Source organism: Microcoleus sp. T2B6 (genome assembly GCF_036700475.1).
In the GTDB taxonomy this organism is placed as follows: domain Bacteria; phylum Cyanobacteriota; class Cyanobacteriia; order Cyanobacteriales; family Microcoleaceae; genus Microcoleus.
In genome coordinates, this window is record NZ_JAUBOZ010000051.1 from 1 (window position 1) to 20,960 (window position 20,960).

Here is a 20,960-nt window from a genome sequence, read left to right on the forward strand (position 1 = left end):
GGCGTCACCTTCTACGAATTGCTGACAGGAAAATTGCCTTTTGAGACAAAAGATGCTTTAGAGATAGTTCACTGCCACATTGCCAGACAACCAGTTGCCCCGCACGAAATCAAGCCAGAAATTCCCCTAATTGTCTCGCAAATTGTCAGCAAGCTGATGGCAAAAAATGCGGAAAATCGCTATCAAACTGCATTGGGTATCAAGCAGGATTTAGAAATGTGTCTGGTTCAATTACAAGAAACCGATAGCATAGAAGAATTTGACTTGGGAACGCTGGATATTACAGACCATTTCCTGATTACCGAAAAACTCTACGGCAGAGAAAGTGAAGTTGATCATCTATTAGCTGCCTTTGAGCGAGTCAGTATCGGTAGCGCCGAAATGATGCTGGTGGCTGGCTTTTCTGGGATTGGAAAAACCGCAGTAGTGAACGAAGTCCATAAGCCGATCGCCCGACAGGGTGGCTATTTTATCAAAGGCAAATACGACCAATTTCAACGCAATATTCCTTTCTCAGCATTTGTGCAAGCATTTCGGGAATTGATGGGACAATTATTATCAGAAACTGACGCTCAGTTACACAGATGGAAAACCCTGATTCTCACCGCAGTAGGCGAGAGTGGGCAAGTCTTGATTGACGTAATTCCTGAATTAGAACACATCATTGGCCCTCAAAGTCCTGCACTAGAATTGTCGGGGAGTGCCGCCCAAAATCGCTTCAATCTGCTGATGCAGAAATTTGTGCAAGTATTTACCACAGCAGAACATCCATTAGTGATATTTTTAGATGATTTGCAGTGGGCGGATTCGGCATCCCTGAAGTTGCTACAACTGTTAATGGAGGATAGGGGGCATCTGTTAGTATTGGGTGCTTATCGGAATAATGAAGTCACCCCTGTTCATCCGTTTATGTTAACAGTGGATGAGATTGTTAAGTCTGGGGCAGTGGTGAACACTATTACGCTGGAACCGTTGAGCCAAAGAGATATCAATCAGTTGGTAGCAGATACGCTGATTTGCGATTTATCCTTTGCCGGGCCATTGACAGAATTGGTTTATCAAAAAACCAAAGGTAATCCCTTTTTCTCTACTCAATTCCTCAAGTCGCTGTATGAAGATGGTCAAATTATCTTTGACTGGGATGTAGGGCATTGGCAGTGCGATATTGCTCAAGCTAGACTTACCCACGCCTCGGATGTGGTGGAGTTTATGGCGTTGCAATTGCAGAAGTTGCCGGCCATTACTCAGGAGGTTCTCAAACTTGCCGCCTGCATTGGGGCGCAGTTTGATTTAGATACATTGGCAATAGTCAACGAAGAATTACCCGAACAAACAGCATCACCACTATGGAAAGCCTTGCAAGAAGGACTCATTTTACCGATTACAGAAGGCTATAAATGCTTCATTCCCACAGATGCTCAATCCAATACTGAGTCTATTACCAATCCAACTTATCGCTTCCTGCACGATCGCGTCCAGCAAGCGGCTTATTCCCTAATACCCGAAAACGAAAAAAAAGCTACTCATCTCACAATCGGACAGTTACTCCTCCAAAATTATTCGGAGATAGAAAGAGAAGACAAACTCTTTGATATAGTGGGGCATTTTAATCAAGGAATTGATTTAATCAATCAATTAAGCGAACGAGAAGCCTTAGCCCAACTAAACTTAGAAGCGGGAGGTAAAGCGAGAAGTTCTACCGCCTATGCAGCCGCAAATATCTATCTGCAAACAGGGATTGAGCTACTGAGGGCCAACTGCTGGCAAAGTCAGTATGAGTTGACGCTGAATCTCTATATTGCTGCTACCGAAGCCGCCTATTTGAATGGTGACATTGAGGGTATGGAACAGATGGCAGCATTGGTGTTGCAGAATGCTCAGACGATTTTAGACAAAGTTAAAATTTACGAAATTCAAATTGCCGCCCAGACAGCTCAGGGCAAGGTGTTAGAAGCGATCGCAGTCGGCAGAAATGCACTCTTACAACTGGGTGTTGAACTACCCACAGCACCTGACGAAGCCTTGATTAGTAAAGCGCTACAAGCCCTTGCCGGCCAACTCCAGCATAAACGGATTGAAGAACTAGCTAATCTGCCGATGATGACTGATGCCAAGGCTCAGGCAGCTATGCAACTCTTAAGAATGTTATGTGCACCCATTTTTCAAGCAATGCCCGGTTTGCTGCCCCTAGTTACCTCCACGATGGTGAGTTTATCGCTCTGCTTTGGGAATGCACCCGCATCGACGGTGGGGTATGCGATGCACGGGATGGTTCTGTGTGCCTTTTTAGGACAGGTGGAAACGGGTTATGCCTTTGGTAAATTGGCACTTTCATTGCTCGATCGGTTCAATGTGCCCGAATTAAAGTCCATGATTCTGTTTGTGTTTAGTTGCTTTATTCAGCATCACCAAGAAGCTCTCTGGGCAACGGTACCGACGCTGAAAGATGGCTACACGGCGGGCATGGAAACGGGCGATTTTCTCTACGCTGGCTACAACATAACTATTTACTTTTATGCCAACTTTTTCGGTGGGGTAGAACTAGACCATTGGGGAGCCGAACTAGCAGATTACAGCACTGCCTTAGATATGGTGAAGCAATATTCTGCTCAGGATTATTTGGATATGATGCGGCAGACGGTGCAGAACTTGACGGAATGTGTGAGTCAACCGGATTGCTTAATAGGAACTGCATACGATGAAACTGTAATTATTCCTAAGCGCTATCAGAACAATGAATTCACAGCGCTAGCTTTTATCTACATCAACAAACTACTTCTTGCTTACTCGTTTGGCAATTATTCGGCTGCCATATACCACATTACCCAAGTTAAGTCGTATTTGATGGCAGTATCGGGAAGTGTTTATTTTCCCATTTTCCCTTTCTATGCTGCCCTAACACACTTAGCGCTATTTCCCACACAGCTAGAAATTGAGCAAGTAGAAATTATCGCTCAGGTACAAACACATCAAACCACTTTACAACAGTGGGCGGAAAATGCTCCCATGAATTATCTGCATAAATGGTATTTAGTTGAGGCCGAAAAACATCGCGTTTTGGGCAATAAAGCTGAGGCGATTGAAATGTACGATCGCGCTATTCAACTCGCTAAAGAAAACCAATTCCTCAACGAAGAAGCCCTTGCCAACGAACTAGCAGCCAAATTTTATCTAGAATGGGGCAAAGAAAAAATTGCTCAGACCTACATGGTTGAGGCGTATTATTGTTATATCCAATGGGGAGCCACTGCTAAGGTAATAGATTTAGAAACGCGATATCCCCAGTTATTGTCAGCGATTCTAGTAGGAAGAAAACCAACTAAAACTACTCCAACAGTGACGACCAAGGGTTCTGGTTCTAACTTAGATATCACCACAGTAATGAAAGCTTCTCAGGCCATTTCTGGCGAAATCCTGCTGGATAAATTACTGTCTAAATTGATGAAAATTTTGATGGAAAGTGCAGGAGCGCAAAGAGGCTCTTTAATTTTATCAAGCCAGGAAAAGCTGTTAATTGAAGCTGAAGGCACAATAAATTCCCAACAAGTCACCGTGTTGCAGTCAATCCCCGTTGACACCTGTCAAGAACTTTCCTCCGCAATTGTCAACTATGTGGCCCGCACTCAAGAAAGCGTGGTACTTGATGATGCTGTCCGAGAGGGACAATTTACCAACGACCCCTACATCCGAAAAAATCAGCCCAAATCAATTTTATGTGTGCCACTGATTAACCAATCTCAAATCGTCAGTATTGTTTACCTAGAAAACAATCTGACAGCCGGATCTTTTACGCCAGAAAGAGTGGAACTATTAAAACTGTTATCTGGACAGGCGGCGATCTCGATCCAAAATTCTAAGCTTTATACAGAAGTCCGCGAAAGTGAGAACAGACTCGCTCAATTTTTAGAAGCAATTCCAGTGGGGGTGTCAGTGCTGGATGCTTCTGGCAAATTTTACTATAGTAATCGCGTTGCTATTCAATTATTAGGTAAAGGAGTTATCCCTGAAGTCACCAGCGAGCAAATACCAGAGGTTTATCAAGTCTATCAAGCTGGAACAGAGCAGGAATATCCCTCGGCAGAATTGCCGGCTGTGCGGGCGTTGAGGGGCGAAAATGCCACCGCTGACGATATGGAAATCCACCAAGGCGACAAGATTATTCCGATCGAGGCTTGGGGTACTCCCATCTATGATGAAAAGGACAACATTTCTTATGCAATTGTAGCCTTCCAAGATATCACAGAGCGCAAAAAAGCCGAAACAGAGCGAATCAGATTTACCAATGAACTGTTCCAACTCAACAAAGCTTTCGAGCGTTTCGTCCCCAATCAATTCCTCCATTTTCTAAATAAATCAAGCATTATTGATGTCGAATTGGGCGACCAAGTGCAGTTGGAAATGTCGGTGCTATTTTCCGATATTCGCGACTTCACCACGCTTTCGGAAAGCATGACGCCGGAGGACAATTTCAGATTTATCAATGCCTATCTTTCTCGCATGGAACCCGTCATTAATGAAAATAACGGGTTTATTGATAAATATATTGGCGATGCGATTATGGCGCTGTTTAGCGGCGCGGCGGATCATGGGGTGAAAGCCGGAATTGCTATGCTGCAGAGCCTCGTTGAATATAATCAACACCGGGCTAATTCTGGCTATGGCCCGATTCAAATAGGGATTGGAATTAATACCGGTTCTTTGATGCTGGGAACGGTGGGAGGACAAAATCGTATGGAGGGCACAGTAATTTCCGATGCGGTGAATTTAGCTTCTCGCGTGGAAAGTTTGACGAAAAATTATGGGGTGTCGCTGTTAATCACCCAGGAAACTTACTCGCGCTTAGAAAATCCATCCGAGTACGCAATCCGCACCCTCGATACGGTAAAAGTCAAGGGAAAATCTGAATTAGTAACAGTTTATGAGGTATTTGATGCTGATCCGCCAGAAATTAAAGAGGGCAAGTTAGCTACGTTGGAATTGTTTGCAGAAGCTTTGGAAATTTACTCAGAAGGGAAGTTAGCTAAAGCGGGGCGGCTGTTTGCCGAGTGTTGGCGTCAGAATCAGGGCGATGCCGTCGCTAAAATTTATTGGGAACGCTGTCAGTCTACTTTAAGGACTCGCACAAAAATCAAAGACAGGCTATACCATTTAGATTAATCATAAAAGTCCAAAGCTCGATCGCTACATTGTTGGAGGGGGAGATCATTTTCATTTGACGGGGTGACAACCCCATCAACCTCGGGTCGCTAGAATCTATGTTACATTGCTGCGATAGGTGAGAATATTCTCCTCGCAAGTCTTCTAGTGCGTCATTAATTACCTCATCCTTTTTAGCTTCATCTCCTGGAATTTGGACATAAGCTTCATCAAGAACAGATTTAATTATTGGAAAGCAATTCATAGTACATAGCTAATTGACACCATTCTCATCTTTAATCACGATTCAGGATTGGGTTGGTGAATACATAAAAATTTATGTAGGTTACAAAAAGTAATTATCCTTGTCTTGTTAAAATGTTAAAATTAGCTTTACATGATTAATGGTAAAGCTGGGCAGTGCTTGTGTCAACAACTGTATATAGCAATCCTAAATCATTCTCATAATTATTGTAGGGGCAATCCCACGCCCGGTTGCCCTATAGATAGGGGGTAGGCACTCTTAGCACTACCCCTACAAATTTATCTGAATCATTTAGGATTGCTATATTTATAAAATTCAGTAAAAAGTAATCATCGAGCAGATTTATGTACACTCAACTTTCATTGTGGGAAGAGCCAAAAGCAGAAAGCCAGAAGCATGGTCAGCAATTATCTCTGCCTGATGCCGAAATAATCATGTACCGCGACTTCTTCAATAACAATGAGAGCAACCAGATATTTGCCCAATTGTACAGCACTATTAATTGGAAGCAAGAGGTGGCCCTGCTTTTTGGCAAGCAAGTCGCTATACCGCGACTTAGCGCATGGTACGGAGATGCAGGTAAATCTTACACTTATTCCCAAATAAAAATGGAGCCTAATCTATGGACACCTACACTCATAACAATCAAATCTAAAATAGAAGCAATAGCAGGTACATTGTTTAACAGCGTATTGATTAATCTATATCGCGACGGCAAAGATAGTGTAGCTTGGCACAGTGATGATGAATCAGAACTTGGTGAAAACCCCGCGATCGCTTCTGTAAGTTTTGGGGCTACTCGTCGTTTTATGCTCAGGCACAAATACCAAAAACAAATGAAATTAGAAATTCAATTAACTCCTGGAAGTTTCCTGCTGATGAAAGGAGTAACCCAGCATTTTTGGCAACACCAAATCCCGAAAGCAGCCAAAGTTACTGAAGCAAGAATCAACCTTACTTTCAGGAAAGTAAGCTAACTGAATTAATGGTAATTTGCCTATGCGTTTATCGGCTTTTACTTGCGGTTTTAATAAAAAAAATGCAACTTTTGTTAACAGTAAAAGTAGCGATTTTCGCCCAGCAATAACAGTACCGCCGAATTAGCGATCGCACGGGAGGGCCGCTGCTACGGCTGAATTTTGGTCAAACGGCTAGTTTGTTGCCGCTGCGGGGGTTTTTGGCGGGTAAGCAGAAAGGCTCAGAGTGATGTGAAGCGCGATCGCACTTATTTTATCTCAAAGTCTCATCCTTCAGGTTTACCCATTTTGCCTGTTAATGTGTAGTGCATCGCCTTAAATTTTACCCCCTCTTTACTCCCTAAATCTTTCAATTTCCTTAACTAACTCGCAGCCAAATTACCTCACACTATTGACATAACTTTGCTCAGATATCTATTAATAATTTGTAAATAGCTAGGTCTGAAGGAACACAAAGCTCGACAAAAATAATTATCTCTGAAGATAGAAGAACCCCAAATTAAACACAGCTAAGGTATAAAACTATGAAGGAGAAAAAACTACTTAAAAATTGATTAATGTAAGAAATTTTTAAGTAGAGCTTAAGATAAAAAAAAGGAAATTTATGGTACTAAGCATTATTGTCCACGGTGGAGCAAAAACCATCACCGAAGAGAAGGTTGCAGCCAACAATGCAGGCTGTACCGCAGCCGCAGAAGCGGGTTGGGCAGTGCTCGCAAGCGGGGGTACAGCAGCAGAAGCTGTTGAGGCAGCTATCCGCGTTCTGGAAGCTGACCAGACATTTAACGCAGGCTTTGGATCGGTTCTCAACAATCAGGGAGAGGTAGAGCTAGACGCAGGGATCATGGAAGGCGGTTCATTAGCTTGGGGAGCCCTCGCAAATGTTCAAGGCGTGCGCCATCCCATCTCTGTGGCGCGAAAGATTATGGATAAAAAACCCATGTTCTTAGTAGCGGATCATGCAGAAAAGTTTGCTGCAGAAAGTGGAGCCGAGATGTGTACAAAAGAAGACTTAATCGCAGATGAGCAACAGGAAGAGTGGGAGGAGGAAAAAGAAGTTATTGACCGCCCCAATACCGTTGGTTGTGTAGCTTTGGATAGTAATGGCACCTTAGTTGCGGGTACCTCCACAGGCGGCACTATGAATAAGCCGGCCGGTCGCGTCGGCGACAGCGCCATTATTGGCTCAGGCTTGTTTGCTGAAAATGTACAGGGCGCTTGCTCGACCACAGGCGATGGCGAGTCGATTATGCCAGTAGTTTTGGCTAAGACGGCGATCGACATTCTAGCGTCCGGCAAGCACCCAGACGAAGCAGCGAAGATGGCAATTGAGACTCTGGCATCTAAGGTGGCAGGAGAAGCTGGGTGCATCCTCATAGACCCTCAAGGGCGGGTTGGCTGGGCGCATAACTCAACCGACATGGCTTGTGCTTATAGAACCTCAGAAATGGACAAGGTGGCTGTGTTCACTAAGAAAAAACAACTCGCCCATCGTTGAAATTATTGAGGTTAAAGTCTCTCTAGTTGCAGAGAGTTAAAATTCCGCAACTAATATCTTGTTTCCTAGGTATTAAGTAGCTGGACATCAATAAACAGTTTTTCAATTTGTAGGGCGGGCATTGCCCACCCTACTTTTAATTATGTCGAGCTACTTAGTGGCCGGAAAAACAGTTCAATTCAAACTAGACTTGGATATTCCTATGAACTCAACATACGACTTTCCTTACTTTCAGGGTAATTCTCTTTCCGATTTGTTTGCTCCAGACATCACAGATGCACGTTATGCGTTCATCCTCAATTACCCTGCAACTGCCAGTTGGGCTGCTTACCCCAACAGGGAAAAATACTTTATTCAAGACGGCAGCAGTGAAGCCACCAAAACTTCTTTCGACAAGATTGGCCAGAAGGAACCTTGGAAAAATCTGGCAGTGTTAGGCGATGCCATCCCAGGAATTGTGATTAATCACCCGCCGAACTCGCTGATTGACTATTGGCGGGAGCATTTGGGCTTCAGCAACAGCAGTATGGAGATGATAGACTGCTCAACTTATCTCGAAGATCTCAGCGTAAGCGATCGCTTTGACAAACTCCTGACTCTATTTCCCTTCGACAATCTCAAACCCGAAAAACACGCCGTTCATCCCGACATCCACTACCACTTGCTCAGCAAAGCAACGCTAGCAGAATTAGGCGTGCAATGTCCGAAATACGAAAGCTACAATCTGCACGAAGTCAATCTCGAAAGCATTCAGTTACCAGAGCAATTCCCCTACTTGATTAAAACATCCCACGGACTTTCTGGAGAAGGCACTTATATTATCAAAAGCGCCAGCGATCTGAACTACTGCTTGCAGGAAGTGAGGAAATATCTCGATATTAAGTTGCTGGATACGATTATTGTCTCGGAATTCGTCAAGAATGAAGTGCAGAACTATTGCGTGCAGTTCTATGTAAGCAAAACGGGAAATATCACGCTTATCGGCACTACCGGCCAACTTGTCACTCCAGAGGGCAGCTATTTAGGGGGACTGATTCACTACCGCGAAACCGACATGAGTAGGTTTTTTGAGATGATTGCCGCTATTGGTAAATATGCTCACCAACAGGGTTATTTCGGCGTTATTGGCTTCGACGTGCTGGAAGATTCTGAGGGACAGTTGTATGCCATTGATGCCAATTTCCGAGTTAATGGCTCGACTCCGCTTTGTGTGCAGCGCCATACCTTACTGGGGCTGGGAAAGGATGTGGCTAAATATTCGAGTGACTGGCGAATGGATGGGACTTTGGAATCGATTCTTGTCACCCTGAAACCCGAACTCGATCGCAAGGACTTGATAATCTTGTCAGCTTTAGAGAAGGTTAAATACGGGAAAATCTACACGGAAATTTACGGGATAGTTGCTGGTGAGGATATGAAGGATATGCAGCACATCGAGCAGAAGTTGCACAGTAAGGGATTGCAGCAATAGGGTTAATATCTATTCTACCGATTGCAGCGGTTATGCGGTTTTCCCGCTCATCTCGATCGCAGGCTTCGGTGATATCGGCAAACGGGCCATCAAAAATCAAAATTGAAGGTTCCACAGCTTTGAAGTGACCAGATTCATCGGGTTCGGCAAGATAATGCCACACTTCGCGAATATCCTCAACTAAATAACACTTTGATTGAGGGGAATTTCGATCCAAAACTCTGTTCTTTCTCCGGGTTCTGATGTACACCACAGTTTCCCTTTATGCTTTTGGATCACAATTTGATAACTAATAGACATCCCCATTCCCGTACCTTTTCCTACCGGTTTGGTGGTAAAAAATGGGTCAAATAGCCGTTTTTTGACTTCCTCTGTGATGCCACACCCATTATCAGCAATACAAATTCTGATCAATTCTGAGTTATACAGACTCGTACTAATCCGAATTGTCTTTTTCTCCACCCGATCTCGCTCATCTAAAGCATCCAGAGCATTTGTCAGAATATTCATAAATACCTGGTTAAGCTGTCCTGCATAACATTCGATCTGCGGCAGATTACCGTACTCTTTGATCACTTCAATCTCTGGATGTGTGTGTCTGGCCTTGAGACGATTTTGCAGAATCATCAGGGTGCTTTCAATGCCTTCATGGATATCGACTGCTTTGATATCTGCTTCGTCCAATCGAGAAAAGTTCCGTAGAGATTTAACAATATCGCGGATACGTTCAGAACCTACTTGCATAGACTTGAGCAGTTTTGATAAGTCTTCGCTCAAAAATTCTATCTCAATATCTTCCGACTTGGCTTGAATCTCCGATACCGGCTGGGGATAATACTTTTGATAAAGCTGTACTAGCTCTAGTAAATCTTGGGTATATTGGCTAAGATGAGATAAATTACCGTGAATAAAATTCGCGGGATTATTCACTTCATGGGCAATCCCGGCTACCAGTTGCCCCAGAGATGACATTTTCTCACTTTGGATGAGTTGGGCTTGAGTCTCCCGTAGTTCTTGAGTGCGTTCTTCTACTTTTTGTTCAAGGGTTTGGTAAGAGTTCTTTAATTCGTGACTCATTTGATTAAAAGATACTGATAAACTTACCAATTCCTCTACGAGAGTGTCGGAAACATTTTGCTCGAAATTTCCACCGGCGATCGCCTGACTGGCTTGACTCAATTGCCGAATAGGTTTAGCTATCCATTGTGAAGTGATAATTGCTAATCCTGTTGCGATTACCAGTGATAACAGACAAAGGATAATCGTCGTATTTCTATTATAATTTATTTGCTCCATAAAATCAGATTCAGGCACGACGACTACAATTAGCCAATCCATGCCTCTACCATCATTCAGCGGTAGCAACTGAACAAACTGCCTTTCACTGTTGAGGGTAAATTCTAACTGTTCTGATTTATGAATTTGGTCAAACTTACCAAAATATTTCTGCAAATATTTAGCTGTCTCCCGCACAAATGGTTCGCTACTTTCCACGGCGTCAATCATCTTCTGAGCTTGACCTTTTCCTTTGATTAGTGGCTCTTTGGTGGAACTAGAAATCATTGAACCCGATCGCTCCATCACAAAAGCCTTACCTGTTTTACCAATAGACAAACTTCCCAGAAATTCCCTTAAATTTTCTGAGAGGACAACAAGAGTGGCACAGACACCCACAAGTTTACCTTCTGAGTCATAGACAGGTTCGCTGGCAGTAATTGCAGGCTTACCATTGTTGACAATATTCACAAAAATATTGCTCCAAGTAGGCCTCCCTGCTTTCACAGCAGAAAGATACCAGGGGCGTTGGCGAGGATCGTAAGAAGAGTTTACCTGTTCTAGGAATTTTTGCCGATCGCCTCTATTATCCATTTCATAAGAAGTAAAATGATAGTTTGTTTCTTGATTACTCGCAGTCATCGCGATTGTTGACTCTCGACGAGCGGCCCCTAGATAATGTCCTTGGGCATCGCCACAATAGGAGCCAAAAACAAAAGGGGAGATTTGCACTTGGGTCAACAATTGCTTAGCGTTGCGGCCATTCACCATGTCCATGTGGCCCTGTGCAAAAGCGACTGAATTCACACGATTGATATCATGAGGTTTGTTGATATATTGCTTGAGTTCTCCTTCAATGCGTGCTATTAGTTCCTGACGAAGTTGAGCCGCCACATCGTTAACCGCTTTTTGTCCATTGCGTAAGGAAAGCCAACCTGTTAAGCTCACTGCTGTAAAGATTTGTAGAACAAATGGAACAACAAGAACACCGCGCAGAGGAATTTTTAGACAATTCGCAGTTGGAGGCATAGATGATAATGCTTAGCCATTGGTTCTTTGTCTATCATAATATCAATTCATCAAAGAAGCCTGAAGCGGAGCTATCCCGATCGTGACTCGCCCTTTTTGTAGCCCCGTTAATCTGCGGTTACAAGCGATCGCTTACTGGAAGTTTTTTATTTTTCCGTTGGTCGGTAAATTGACCAAATAGCATATATTTGATAAGTCGTTAATTTTTACATTCAACTAACAAATGATATTAATAGCTATAGCCTTTCTCAAAAAAGTGAGGTATGCCCTATGCCCTATGCCCTATGCCCTATGCCCTATGCCCTATGCCGGATAGTACCTCATATGAGAGATCGAAAGGCTATGTCTTGGTTTATGTGAATGCAATAGTCGATCGCATTTACCAGCCTACTTACTTCGCCCGCACCACCAACACCGAACAAGGAGCCTCAGCCACAACCTCCGCACTCACCGAACCCTCCAAAATTCGCTTTAAACCAGTCAAACCCCGACAGCCGATCGCAATTAAATCGGCTTTATAGATATGAGCCAAACGCACAATTTCTTCTGCTGGTTGTCCCGAAACAATCTCCAATTCGCTCTGGCAAGGCAACTTTTCCTGATAAGATTGCAGTAACTTCTCCACCTCTCGGTAAGCAATCTCATCTCCCTGAGCGTGAGGTCGATCGACAACCGCGTCAAAATCCGACCTACCAGAACTGACAACATGAACTAGAATCACCTTTGCCGTCGGTTCTAGCTGAAATTGCCCTACAACTTGCAATACCTGAGTCGCTAACTCTGAATTGTCGATCGCTACCAAAACAGTATTCAATACCATGCACCTTTAAATTTCAGATACTAGACTTTAACTTTTCGCTGATTGTCGCCTACTTTCCACAATTTCGCCCTTCCCACCAACATCATTATTACCTACCCCGAAACCCGGTTTCTTAACATAATTGCGTCATTTAAGCAAGATTCTGGAAGAAACCGGGTTTCTTAAGCCCGCAGTGCGTAACTCCGTAGGTGCAAATAAACTGGGTCGCTTGTCACAGAATGTAAAGCTACCATAATCGCAAGAGAATTGCTTCCTTTCATTGCATTTCACTCGCTTTTGACTACCTATGTATTTTGCCGATCGCCAATCTCAAATCTACCATCTAAAACTCACCCTTTCCCTCATTTTCAGTCCGCAGCCGCACCGAATCAGCGTGAGAAGGAAGCCCCTCAGCTTCTGCCAAAACATTAATCGCCCTACTCACCTTCTTAAGTGCAGCCGGCGAATATTGAATCAAACTCGAATGCTTCATAAAAGTTTCGACACCCAGCGGCGACGCATAGCGCGGAGCCCCAGAAGTCGGCAAAGTGTGATTCGGGCCAGCCAAATAATCACCTACAGCTTCCGGCGTCGAGCAGCCCAAGAAAATCGCCCCAGCGTGGCGAATTTGGTCGAGCAAAGCCCAGGGATCTGCCACTTGCAATTCCAAGTGTTCGGGCGCAAACTCGTTAGAGAGTTCCGCCGCCGCTTTGAGCGAGTCAACTACCACGACTAAACCATAGTTGGCGATCGCCTTTTCTGTTAAAGTTCGGCGCGGGTGATTTGCCAACTGTCTGTCTACCTCAGCCACCACCTTTCTAGCCAGCACCGAATCCGCCGTCAGCAAAATTGCCGACGCCATCGAATCGTGCTCAGCTTGAGCCAACATATCCGCAGCCACGTGTACAGGATTCGCCGAAGCATCCGCAATAATCAACACTTCCGACGGGCCAGCCAGAGAATCAATTCCCACAGTCCCGTAAACCAGTTTTTTAGCCAGGGTGACGTAAATATTCCCCGGCCCAGTAATTAAATCCACCTTCGGAATAGTTTCCGTACCGTAGGCCAAAGCCGCGATCGCCTGCGCCCCGCCTACCCGATAAATCTCATCAACTCCCGCTTCCTGAGCCGCTACCAGCACCGCAGGATTCATTTTCTTCTCCTGTCCGGGGGGAGTACACATCACCAGTCTCGGCACCTTGGCGACCTTCGCAGGAACCGCATTCATGATCACCGAGCTTGGATAGGACGCCTGACCGCCAGGAATGTAGATTCCCGCTCGATCGACCGGCGTGTAGCGCTTGCCCAAAACAATCTCGTCATCACCAAACTGCACCCAAGACTTGGGTACGCGCTGTCGGTGAAACGCCTCTACCTGTTTGCAAGCCAGCCGGATGGCATTTAATAATTCTTTTGACACCTGCTGGTAAGCAGCATCCAATTCGGCGCCTGTCACCCGTAAATCTTCCACATTTAGGGTCATGCGGTCAAATTCAGCAGTGTAGTGCAGCACAGCCCGATCGCCTCTGCGCCTTACAGCTTGCAGCACCTCCCGCACGGTGGCTTCTTTGTGAACGACAAGTTCGTCATGGGTGCGATCGCAGATCCGTCGCAGTTCAGCTTGTGCCTCAACCCACTGAGTAATGATTCGCAGCATGGAGATTAGGAATGCCGTCTATAACTTCACTAACATTTGCTTGACAATTGGGGATTTTTGTGGCTATCTCCTAGAGAAGTAGGCCACCACCAGTCCACAAGCTTAAACCGCGATAGTCGCGGCATTTTCCAAGGCTTCAGTGCAGCGTTTAAATCTCTGTCGAGGATTTTGCAACACTGAGGACAAGTCACAACCTTCTGCTACACAAAACTTGGCTAAACTTATTTAAGTCTCACCATTCAATCAGGATTGCTCCTGAAGGGTCTGCTTCCTGTTTCACCCAAGGGAGTCGGCTCCTTCTTGTCCACAGGCGTTAATTCGGGTGTAGCCCACCCTAATTGAGTTAATTTTAGTTGAAGCTTTTAGCCATGAGTCATCCAATATTTTCAACCCATTTAACGAAACGCGGACTCCCGTTCGACCTTGTAATAGGCTGGTCAGTTTTGACTTGCACGCTGGTTTACTCTCCCAGATAATTAAGCCTTTGTTTTCGGCACTGATGTAATCATACCGCCCCGAATGTTAACCATTCAAGTTAAGTATGACTAATTTTAGTAAACTTTTTGGCTATGCAAGTCCAACTCTAGGAATTGCCCGCCAGAGAACCGGTTGCGGAGGGAGAGGGTGGGAACGCAGAGGGGGAGAGTGTCAGACCCCGATATGATCCGAGAGGGAGAGTGTTCGAGGGGGAGAATTTTGATTCTGCCTTCTACCTTCTACCTTCTGATCCGGCTGTCTTCTACCTTCTACCTTCTACCTTCAGCTTTTTACCTTCTACCTTCGGTAAGTGCTTCTTGCCGAAGCCCAAATAACCCGTATTCTTTCTTATAGCTTAACTTGGATTTTTCAGAGAATTGGATTTTAAGCAAAATAGGTGCTATATTAGTTTTTCCAACACCTGATAATTTTTTTATAAAAAAACGCCAAATTATTGTATACTTGAAAATTGCGCGCAAGAAACCGTGACTTTAACTCGTGACGGTGGAAACACCGCAAAACGCCTCCGTAACACCCGTGTCATACCTGTGGGTATTGTCAGGGGTAAAGAACAGGCAGTTAAATGAGTCAATAAAAAATTATTGCGCGGGCGCCGCCAAAAAGTAGCCACAGACTCAGCTCAATCTGAATCTCAATCTGAGCGAATGGAAAGTGGCTGTCTCACTCCGCCATTAAAAATCAAGCTTTTTGCGGATCGATCCCGAAAAGGTTGTCCTTCAAAATCCCCGTGTCTTGGGACTGTCTTGAGACTAGGGTGTATCAATGAATACCTACTTCCAGCAACTGAACTATGGCAAATATTAAGTCCGCCGTCAAACGAGTCAAAATCGCCGAACGTAACCGCTTGTACAACAAATCTTACAAGTCAGCGGTCAAAACTTTGATGAAGAAGTATTTCGCGGCCGTAGACAAGTACGCCGCAGCTCCGAGCCCGGAATTAATGCAAGAAGTCCAGCAGCGAATGTCTGAGGCCTACAGCAAAATTGACAAAGCTGTCAAAAAAGGTGTACTCCACCGCAACAACGGCGCTCGTAAAAAGTCCCGCTTGGCAAGAACCCTCAAGCCACACGAAACATCCTCGGTAGCGTCTTAAGGAAGCAGAAAGTTCGGCAACGAAGCAGTGTACAAGATTGAAGGGATGGATGTTGAGGGAAGAAGTCAATCGATTTTCGATTTTCGATTTTCGATTTTCGATTGAAGCATTGACTTGCGCGAGATAAATTCGGGGGGCAAGTTTCATCGGATACAGGTTTTTTATTTCTGGACGGATGAATCACGTGGCGGGTATCCTGGATGCTTGATTGTCAAGCGTGAAGCAGGAAGAAGGAAGAAAGAAGACGGAAGATTTTTCCCGCACACTCTCTGCCACTCCCACTCCCAGACTCTCTCACTCCCCCCTCGCCCTATCCCACCAAGACTCTCCCGTATCACCTCTAATCTGCTTCCCCCATGCAGCTCATCGACACTCACGTTCATATCAACTTTGAGACCTACAAATCTGAGTTAGAAGCCATTCGAGAACGCTGGCGCGAAGCTGGTGTAGTTCGGCTGGTTCATTCTTGTGTAGAGCCAGAAGAGTTTGCCGGTATTCAAGCAATCGCCAATCAGTTTGCAGAAGTCTCGTTTGCGATTGGACTCCACCCCCTAGATGCGGACAAGTGGAAAGACGAGACTGCCAGCCAGATTAGGGAATTAGCAAGTTCGGACTCTAGGGTAGTGGCGATCGGCGAAACCGGACTGGACTTTTATAAAGCTGACGATCGAGAACACCAGTTTAAAGTGTTTGAGGCACAGCTTGAAATCGCCCAGGAACTTGACAAACCAGTCATTATCCACTGTCGCGACGCCGCCGCCCCAATGGCCGAAATGCTGAGGAACTTTTGGCAAACACGCGGGCCAGTGCGCGGGGTCATGCACTGCTGGGGAGGCACACCCGAAGAAACCCAGTGGTTTTTAGACCTAGGTTTCTACATTAGTTTTAGCGGAACAGTCACCTTTAAAAAAGCCTTGCAAATACAAGAATCAGCTTGTATGGTAAATAGCGATCGCATCCTAGTCGAGACAGATTGCCCTTTTCTCGCCCCCGTACCCCAGCGGGGAAAACGCAACGAACCAGCCTACGTCTACTACGTAGCCGAGCAAGTTGCTAAATTGAGAGGAGTTTCTCTCTTAACTCTGTCCCAGCAGACAACCGAAAATGCCTGTCAGCTATTCGGCTTTTCTGTTTAGTTATAGCAGAACAGAGAAACGAGGAAAACAGGTTGGTTTAGGAGCCAGCGATCGGGACAATCCCATTTCTATCCAGCCAGAAAAACCGGATTCATCCTTTATTGGAGATTCTTTTGGCGTTGCCTGTTGCGATCGGATTTGCGTCCTATAATAAAAAGAACCGACCGATCGGGCGTTGGCTTAGTCTCCGCGACTGCGATGTCGCCCAGGAACTACCAACACAACGCGAGTACGCTAACCTTCGGGATCGGTCAAAACTTCACGCAATACCTCAAACTTACACACTCAAACTTACACATCAGAAGAAACTTGGAACCTCAGCAATTTGGCAATAGCTGTCAAGTCAATTTTAGGAGTCAAAAGTGTAGGGAATTCACCCAGGGATACCACGAGATCAGAGCTAAAAGCATCTCGATCGAAACTAAAATCCGCACAAAAATACTGCGAGCCACCAGCAAAAATAACCGTTGCATCAGTTGGCAGGCGATCGAAAACATCATATAAATTCTCTCACACAATCCATCAAAAAAACGCAACAAGGTAAAAAAGCCCAGCCTTGGCGCCATGTAAAAAGCTAGAGCCACTGCGGAAAAAGGACACCCATGACCACTAAAGATTACACAGAATTCGCCTTCACCTTGCCCGACCTGATCGAAATCCAGCGGGCAAGTTTTCGCTGGTTCCTAGAAGCCGGACTGATCGAAGAACTCGACAGCTTCTCCCCGATTACAGACTACACGGGCAAGCTGGAACTCCACTTCATGGGCAAAGACTTCAAACTCAAGCGCCCCAAATATGATGTGGACGAAGCCAAGCGGAGGGACAGCACGTACTCGGTGCAAATGTACGTCCCCACCCGCCTGATTAACAAAGAAACAGGGGAAATCAAAGAACAAGAAGTCTTCATCGGCGACTTGCCCTTGATGACCGAGCGCGGCACTTTCATCATCAACGGCGCAGAACGGGTCATCGTCAACCAAATCGTGCGTTCCCCCGGCGTGTACTACAAATCGGAAACCGACAAAAACGGTCGCCGTTCCTATAACGCCTCGCTCATCCCTAACCGTGGCGCTTGGCTGAAATTTGAAACAGACAAAAACGATTTAGTCTGGGTCAGAATCGACAAAACCCGCAAACTCTCAGCCCAGGTGCTGCTCAAAGCCCTCGGCCTCACCGACGGCGAAATCTACGACTCACTCCGCCACCCGGAATACTTCCAAAAAACGATCGAGAAAGAAGGACAATTCGGCGAAGAAGAAGCTTTGATGGAGCTCTACCGCAAACTCCGTCCCGGTGAACCCCCCACCGTGGCGGGCGGCGAACAGCTCCTTAACTCGCGCTTTTTCGACCCCAAACGCTACGATTTGGGCCGAGTCGGCCGCTACAAACTCAACAAAAAATTGCGCTTGACAGTCCCCGATACCACGCGGGTGCTGACATCGCAAGATATCTTGACGGCGATCGACTACTTAATTAACCTCGAATTCGACATCGGTTCCACCGACGACATCGACCACTTAGGCAACCGTCGCGTCCGCAGTGTCGGAGAACTGCTGCAAAACCAAGTCCGCGTCGGACTCAACCGCTTAGAACGGATCATCCGCGAAAGAATGACCGTCTCGGATGCCGACTCCCTCAGCCCCGCTTCTCTGGTCAACCCCAAACCGCTGGTAGCAGCAATCAAGGAATTCTTCGGTTCCTCCCAGCTATCGCAGTTCATGGATCAAACCAACCCTCTGGCAGAACTAACGCACAAACGTCGGCTTTCCGCCTTGGGCCCTGGAGGTCTGACTCGGGAACGGGCCGGGTTTGCAGTGCGGGACATTCACCCGTCCCACTACGGCCGGATTTGCCCGATCGAAACACCAGAAGGCCCGAACGCCGGTCTGATCGGTTCCTTAGCAACCCACGCCCGCGTCAACCCCTACGGCTTCATCGAAACTCCTTTTTATCCAGTAGAAAAAGGACGGGTGCTGCGCGACAAAGCGCCTGTTTACATGACAGCCGATGAAGAAGACGATTTGCGCGTTGCCCCCGGAGACATCAGCCTCGACGAAAACAACAACCTCTTGGGCGAAACCGTAGCCGTCCGCTACCGCCAAGAATTCACTACCACCACTCCGATGCAGGTGGACTACATGGCGATTTCGCCCGTGCAAATCGTCTCCGTAGCGACATCGCTGATTCCGTTCTTGGAACACGACGACGCCAACCGAGCTCTGATGGGATCGAATATGCAGCGGCAAGCTGTGCCGCTACTGAAACCAGAACGGCCCCTCGTCGGTACGGGCTTGGAAGCTCAGGCGGCGCGAGATTCCGGGATGGTTGTGGTTTCCCGGATCGACGGCGAGGTGATTTACATCGACGCTACCCGGATTATTGTCAAACCCCTGGCTGTAGATGCCGAATCGAATTCCAGCGAAGAACATTTCCTGATTCGGGAATACGACGATCTCAAAGTCAAACAGCCCTCGGTTTGGAAGCAAAAATATGCTGGCTGCATCGAACACGAACTGCAAAAATATCAGCGTTCTAACCAGGATACTTGCTTAAATCAGCGTCCTTTGATTTATGAGGGCGATCGCGTCGTAGCAGGTCAAGTGCTCGCCGACGGTTCCTCCACCGAAGGGGCAGAACTCGCTCTGGGTCACAACATCCTCGTAGCTTATATGCCTTGGGAAGGCTACAACTACGAAGACGCGATGCTAATTAGCGAGCGTTTGGTGTACGAAGATGTCTACACTTCGATCCACATTGAAAAATACGAAATCGAAGCCCGCCAAACCAAACTCGGCCCCGAAGAAATCACCCGTGAAATTCCTAACGTCGGCGAAGACGCGCTGCGCCAGCTAGACGAACAGGGGATTATCCGCAAAGGTGCTTGGGTAGAAGCCAGCGACATCCTAGTCGGCAAAGTCACCCCCAAAGGCGAATCCGACCAACCGCCGGAAGAAAAACTGCTGAGGGCAATCTTCGGCGAAAAAGCCCGCGACGTGCGCGACAATTCCCTCCGCGTCCCTAACGGCGAAAAAGGCCGCGTGGTGGATGTGCGGGTGTTTACCCGCGAACAGGGCGACGAACTGCCCCCCGGCGCCAACATGGTCGTCCGCGTCTACGTGGCTCAAAAGCGGAAGATTCAAGTCGGCGACAAAATGGCCGGCCGCCACGGAAATAAGGGTATTGTGTCCCGGATTCTGCCGATGGAGGATATGCCTTATTTGCCCGACGGGACTCCCGTTGACATAGTGCTCAATCCCTTGGGCGTACCGTCGCGGATGAACGTGGGTCAGATTTTTGAGTGCTTGCTGGGGTGGGCGGGCGAAAATCTGTCGATGCGGTTCAAGATGGTGCCTTTTGATGAAATGCACGGCGCTGAAAAGTCGCGGGAAACCGTACACGGCAAGCTACAGGAGGCACGCGAAAAAACCGGCAAGCCTTGGGTGTTTAATGAAAAGCACCCCGGCAAGACTATTGTCTACGATGGCCGAACTGGGGAACCGTTCGATCGTCCGATCACAGTCGGCATCGCCTATATGCTGAAGCTGGTTCACTTGGTAGACGATAAGATCCACGCCCGTAGCACAGGCCCTTACTCGCTGGTAACGCAGCAGCCTTTGGGCGGCAAAGCACAGCAGGGGGGTCAGCGGTTCGGAGAAATGGAAGTCTGGGCTCTGGAAGCGTTCGGCGCCGCTTATACTTTGCAAGAGTTGCTGACTGTGAAGTCGGACGATATGCAGGGGCGGAATGAAGCGCTGAATGCGATCGTCAAAGGCAAAGCTATTCCGCGCCCCGGTACGCCGGAATCTTTCAAGGTGCTGATGCGGGAGTTGCAGTCTTTGTGCTTGGATATTGCCGTGCACAAGGTGAATACGTCCGACGAGGGCAGCGAGCACGTTGAGGTGGATTTGATGGCAGATGCTGGGGGCAAGCGATCGCCCTCCCGACCTACTTACGAATCGCTTTCTCGTGACGAACTTGACGAGGATTAGGCATTAAAGATTTTAGATTAAAGATTAAAGATTTTTTGACAGCCTTCAATTCTTTAATCTTTAATCGACAATCTCAAATTAAAATGCCTCAGCAGTGTTCGTACCACTGCTGAGGCGAATCAACGCTCTAAACAGGA

General features: G+C 46.5%; 13 protein-coding genes. 8 read left to right on the top strand and 5 right to left on the bottom strand.

Annotation, left to right across the window (positions count from 1 at the left end):
* Positions 1–5,157, top strand: a 5,157-nt coding sequence (locus tag QUA00_RS21110) for an AAA family ATPase (protein WP_333411010.1), incomplete at its 5' end; no start/stop codon positions are given.
* On the opposite strand, the gene QUA00_RS21115 is transcribed toward QUA00_RS21110, so the two are convergent.
* Complete coding sequence (locus tag QUA00_RS21115; protein ID WP_333411011.1) at positions 5,129–5,401, bottom strand: hypothetical protein; 273 nt, start codon at positions 5,399–5,401, stop codon at positions 5,129–5,131. The genes QUA00_RS21110 and QUA00_RS21115 overlap by 29 nt on opposite strands.
* A gap of 344 nt (positions 5,402–5,745) precedes the next feature.
* Here QUA00_RS21115 and QUA00_RS21120 point away from each other — a divergent pair, with 344 nt between their 5' ends.
* The 3 genes from QUA00_RS21120 (at position 5,746) to QUA00_RS21130 (ending at position 9,347) form a co-directional block, all read left to right on the top strand.
* The gene (locus tag QUA00_RS21120) at positions 5,746–6,378 is read left to right on the top strand and encodes an alpha-ketoglutarate-dependent dioxygenase AlkB (protein WP_333411012.1); all 633 of its coding nucleotides are present in this window, start codon (positions 5,746–5,748) and stop codon (positions 6,376–6,378) included.
* Between the two features lie 604 nt (positions 6,379–6,982).
* Positions 6,983–7,876, top strand: a complete 894-nt coding sequence (locus QUA00_RS21125) for an isoaspartyl peptidase/L-asparaginase family protein (protein WP_333411013.1) — start codon at positions 6,983–6,985, stop codon at positions 7,874–7,876.
* Positions 7,877–8,018: 142 nt separating this feature from the next.
* Entirely contained in the window at positions 8,019–9,347 is a 1,329-nt protein-coding gene (locus QUA00_RS21130; RefSeq protein WP_333411014.1) for a carbamoylphosphate synthase large subunit, read from the top strand.
* Between the two features lie 180 nt (positions 9,348–9,527).
* On the opposite strand, the gene QUA00_RS21135 is transcribed toward QUA00_RS21130, so the two are convergent.
* The 3 genes from QUA00_RS21135 to hisD form a co-directional block, all read right to left on the bottom strand.
* Complete coding sequence (locus QUA00_RS21135) at positions 9,528–11,570, bottom strand: ATP-binding protein (RefSeq protein WP_333411015.1); 2,043 nt, start codon at positions 11,568–11,570, stop codon at positions 9,528–9,530.
* A 472-nt stretch (positions 11,571–12,042) separates the two neighbouring features.
* Complete coding sequence (locus QUA00_RS21140) at positions 12,043–12,471, bottom strand: universal stress protein (protein ID WP_333107034.1); 429 nt, start codon at positions 12,469–12,471, stop codon at positions 12,043–12,045.
* 322 nt (positions 12,472–12,793) lie between these two features.
* Positions 12,794–14,107 (bottom strand): histidinol dehydrogenase, encoded by a 1,314-nt coding sequence (gene hisD / locus QUA00_RS21145; RefSeq protein ID WP_333305308.1) that lies wholly within the window; start codon positions 14,105–14,107, stop codon positions 12,794–12,796.
* Positions 14,108–15,395: 1,288 nt separating this feature from the next.
* On the opposite strand from hisD, the gene rpsT reads away from it, so the two are divergent.
* The 3 genes from rpsT to QUA00_RS21160 all read left to right on the top strand — a co-directional run bounded on the left by rpsT (position 15,396) and on the right by QUA00_RS21160 (position 16,985).
* Positions 15,396–15,698, top strand: coding sequence for a 30S ribosomal protein S20 (gene rpsT, locus QUA00_RS21150; RefSeq protein ID WP_333066838.1), 303 nt, complete (start codon positions 15,396–15,398; stop codon positions 15,696–15,698).
* A 356-nt stretch (positions 15,699–16,054) separates the two neighbouring features.
* Positions 16,055–16,834 (top strand): TatD family hydrolase, encoded by a 780-nt coding sequence (locus QUA00_RS21155; RefSeq protein WP_333411016.1) that lies wholly within the window; start codon positions 16,055–16,057, stop codon positions 16,832–16,834.
* Positions 16,803–16,985 carry a hypothetical protein gene (locus QUA00_RS21160; RefSeq protein ID WP_333305306.1) on the top strand — a complete coding sequence of 61 codons (183 nt, stop codon included), beginning with the start codon at positions 16,803–16,805 and terminating at the stop codon, positions 16,983–16,985. The genes QUA00_RS21155 and QUA00_RS21160 overlap by 32 nt, the downstream gene beginning before the upstream one ends.
* Before the next feature lie 205 nt (positions 16,986–17,190).
* Here QUA00_RS21160 and QUA00_RS21165 read toward each other — a convergent pair whose 3' ends face one another.
* The gene (locus QUA00_RS21165; RefSeq protein ID WP_333305303.1) at positions 17,191–17,334 is read right to left on the bottom strand and encodes a hypothetical protein; all 144 of its coding nucleotides are present in this window, start codon (positions 17,332–17,334) and stop codon (positions 17,191–17,193) included.
* Positions 17,335–17,436: 102 nt separating this feature from the next.
* Here QUA00_RS21165 and rpoB point away from each other — a divergent pair, with 102 nt between their 5' ends.
* Positions 17,437–20,823, top strand: a complete 3,387-nt coding sequence (gene rpoB, locus QUA00_RS21170) for a DNA-directed RNA polymerase subunit beta (protein WP_333305301.1) — start codon at positions 17,437–17,439, stop codon at positions 20,821–20,823.
* Positions 20,824–20,960: the final 137 nt, after the last annotated feature.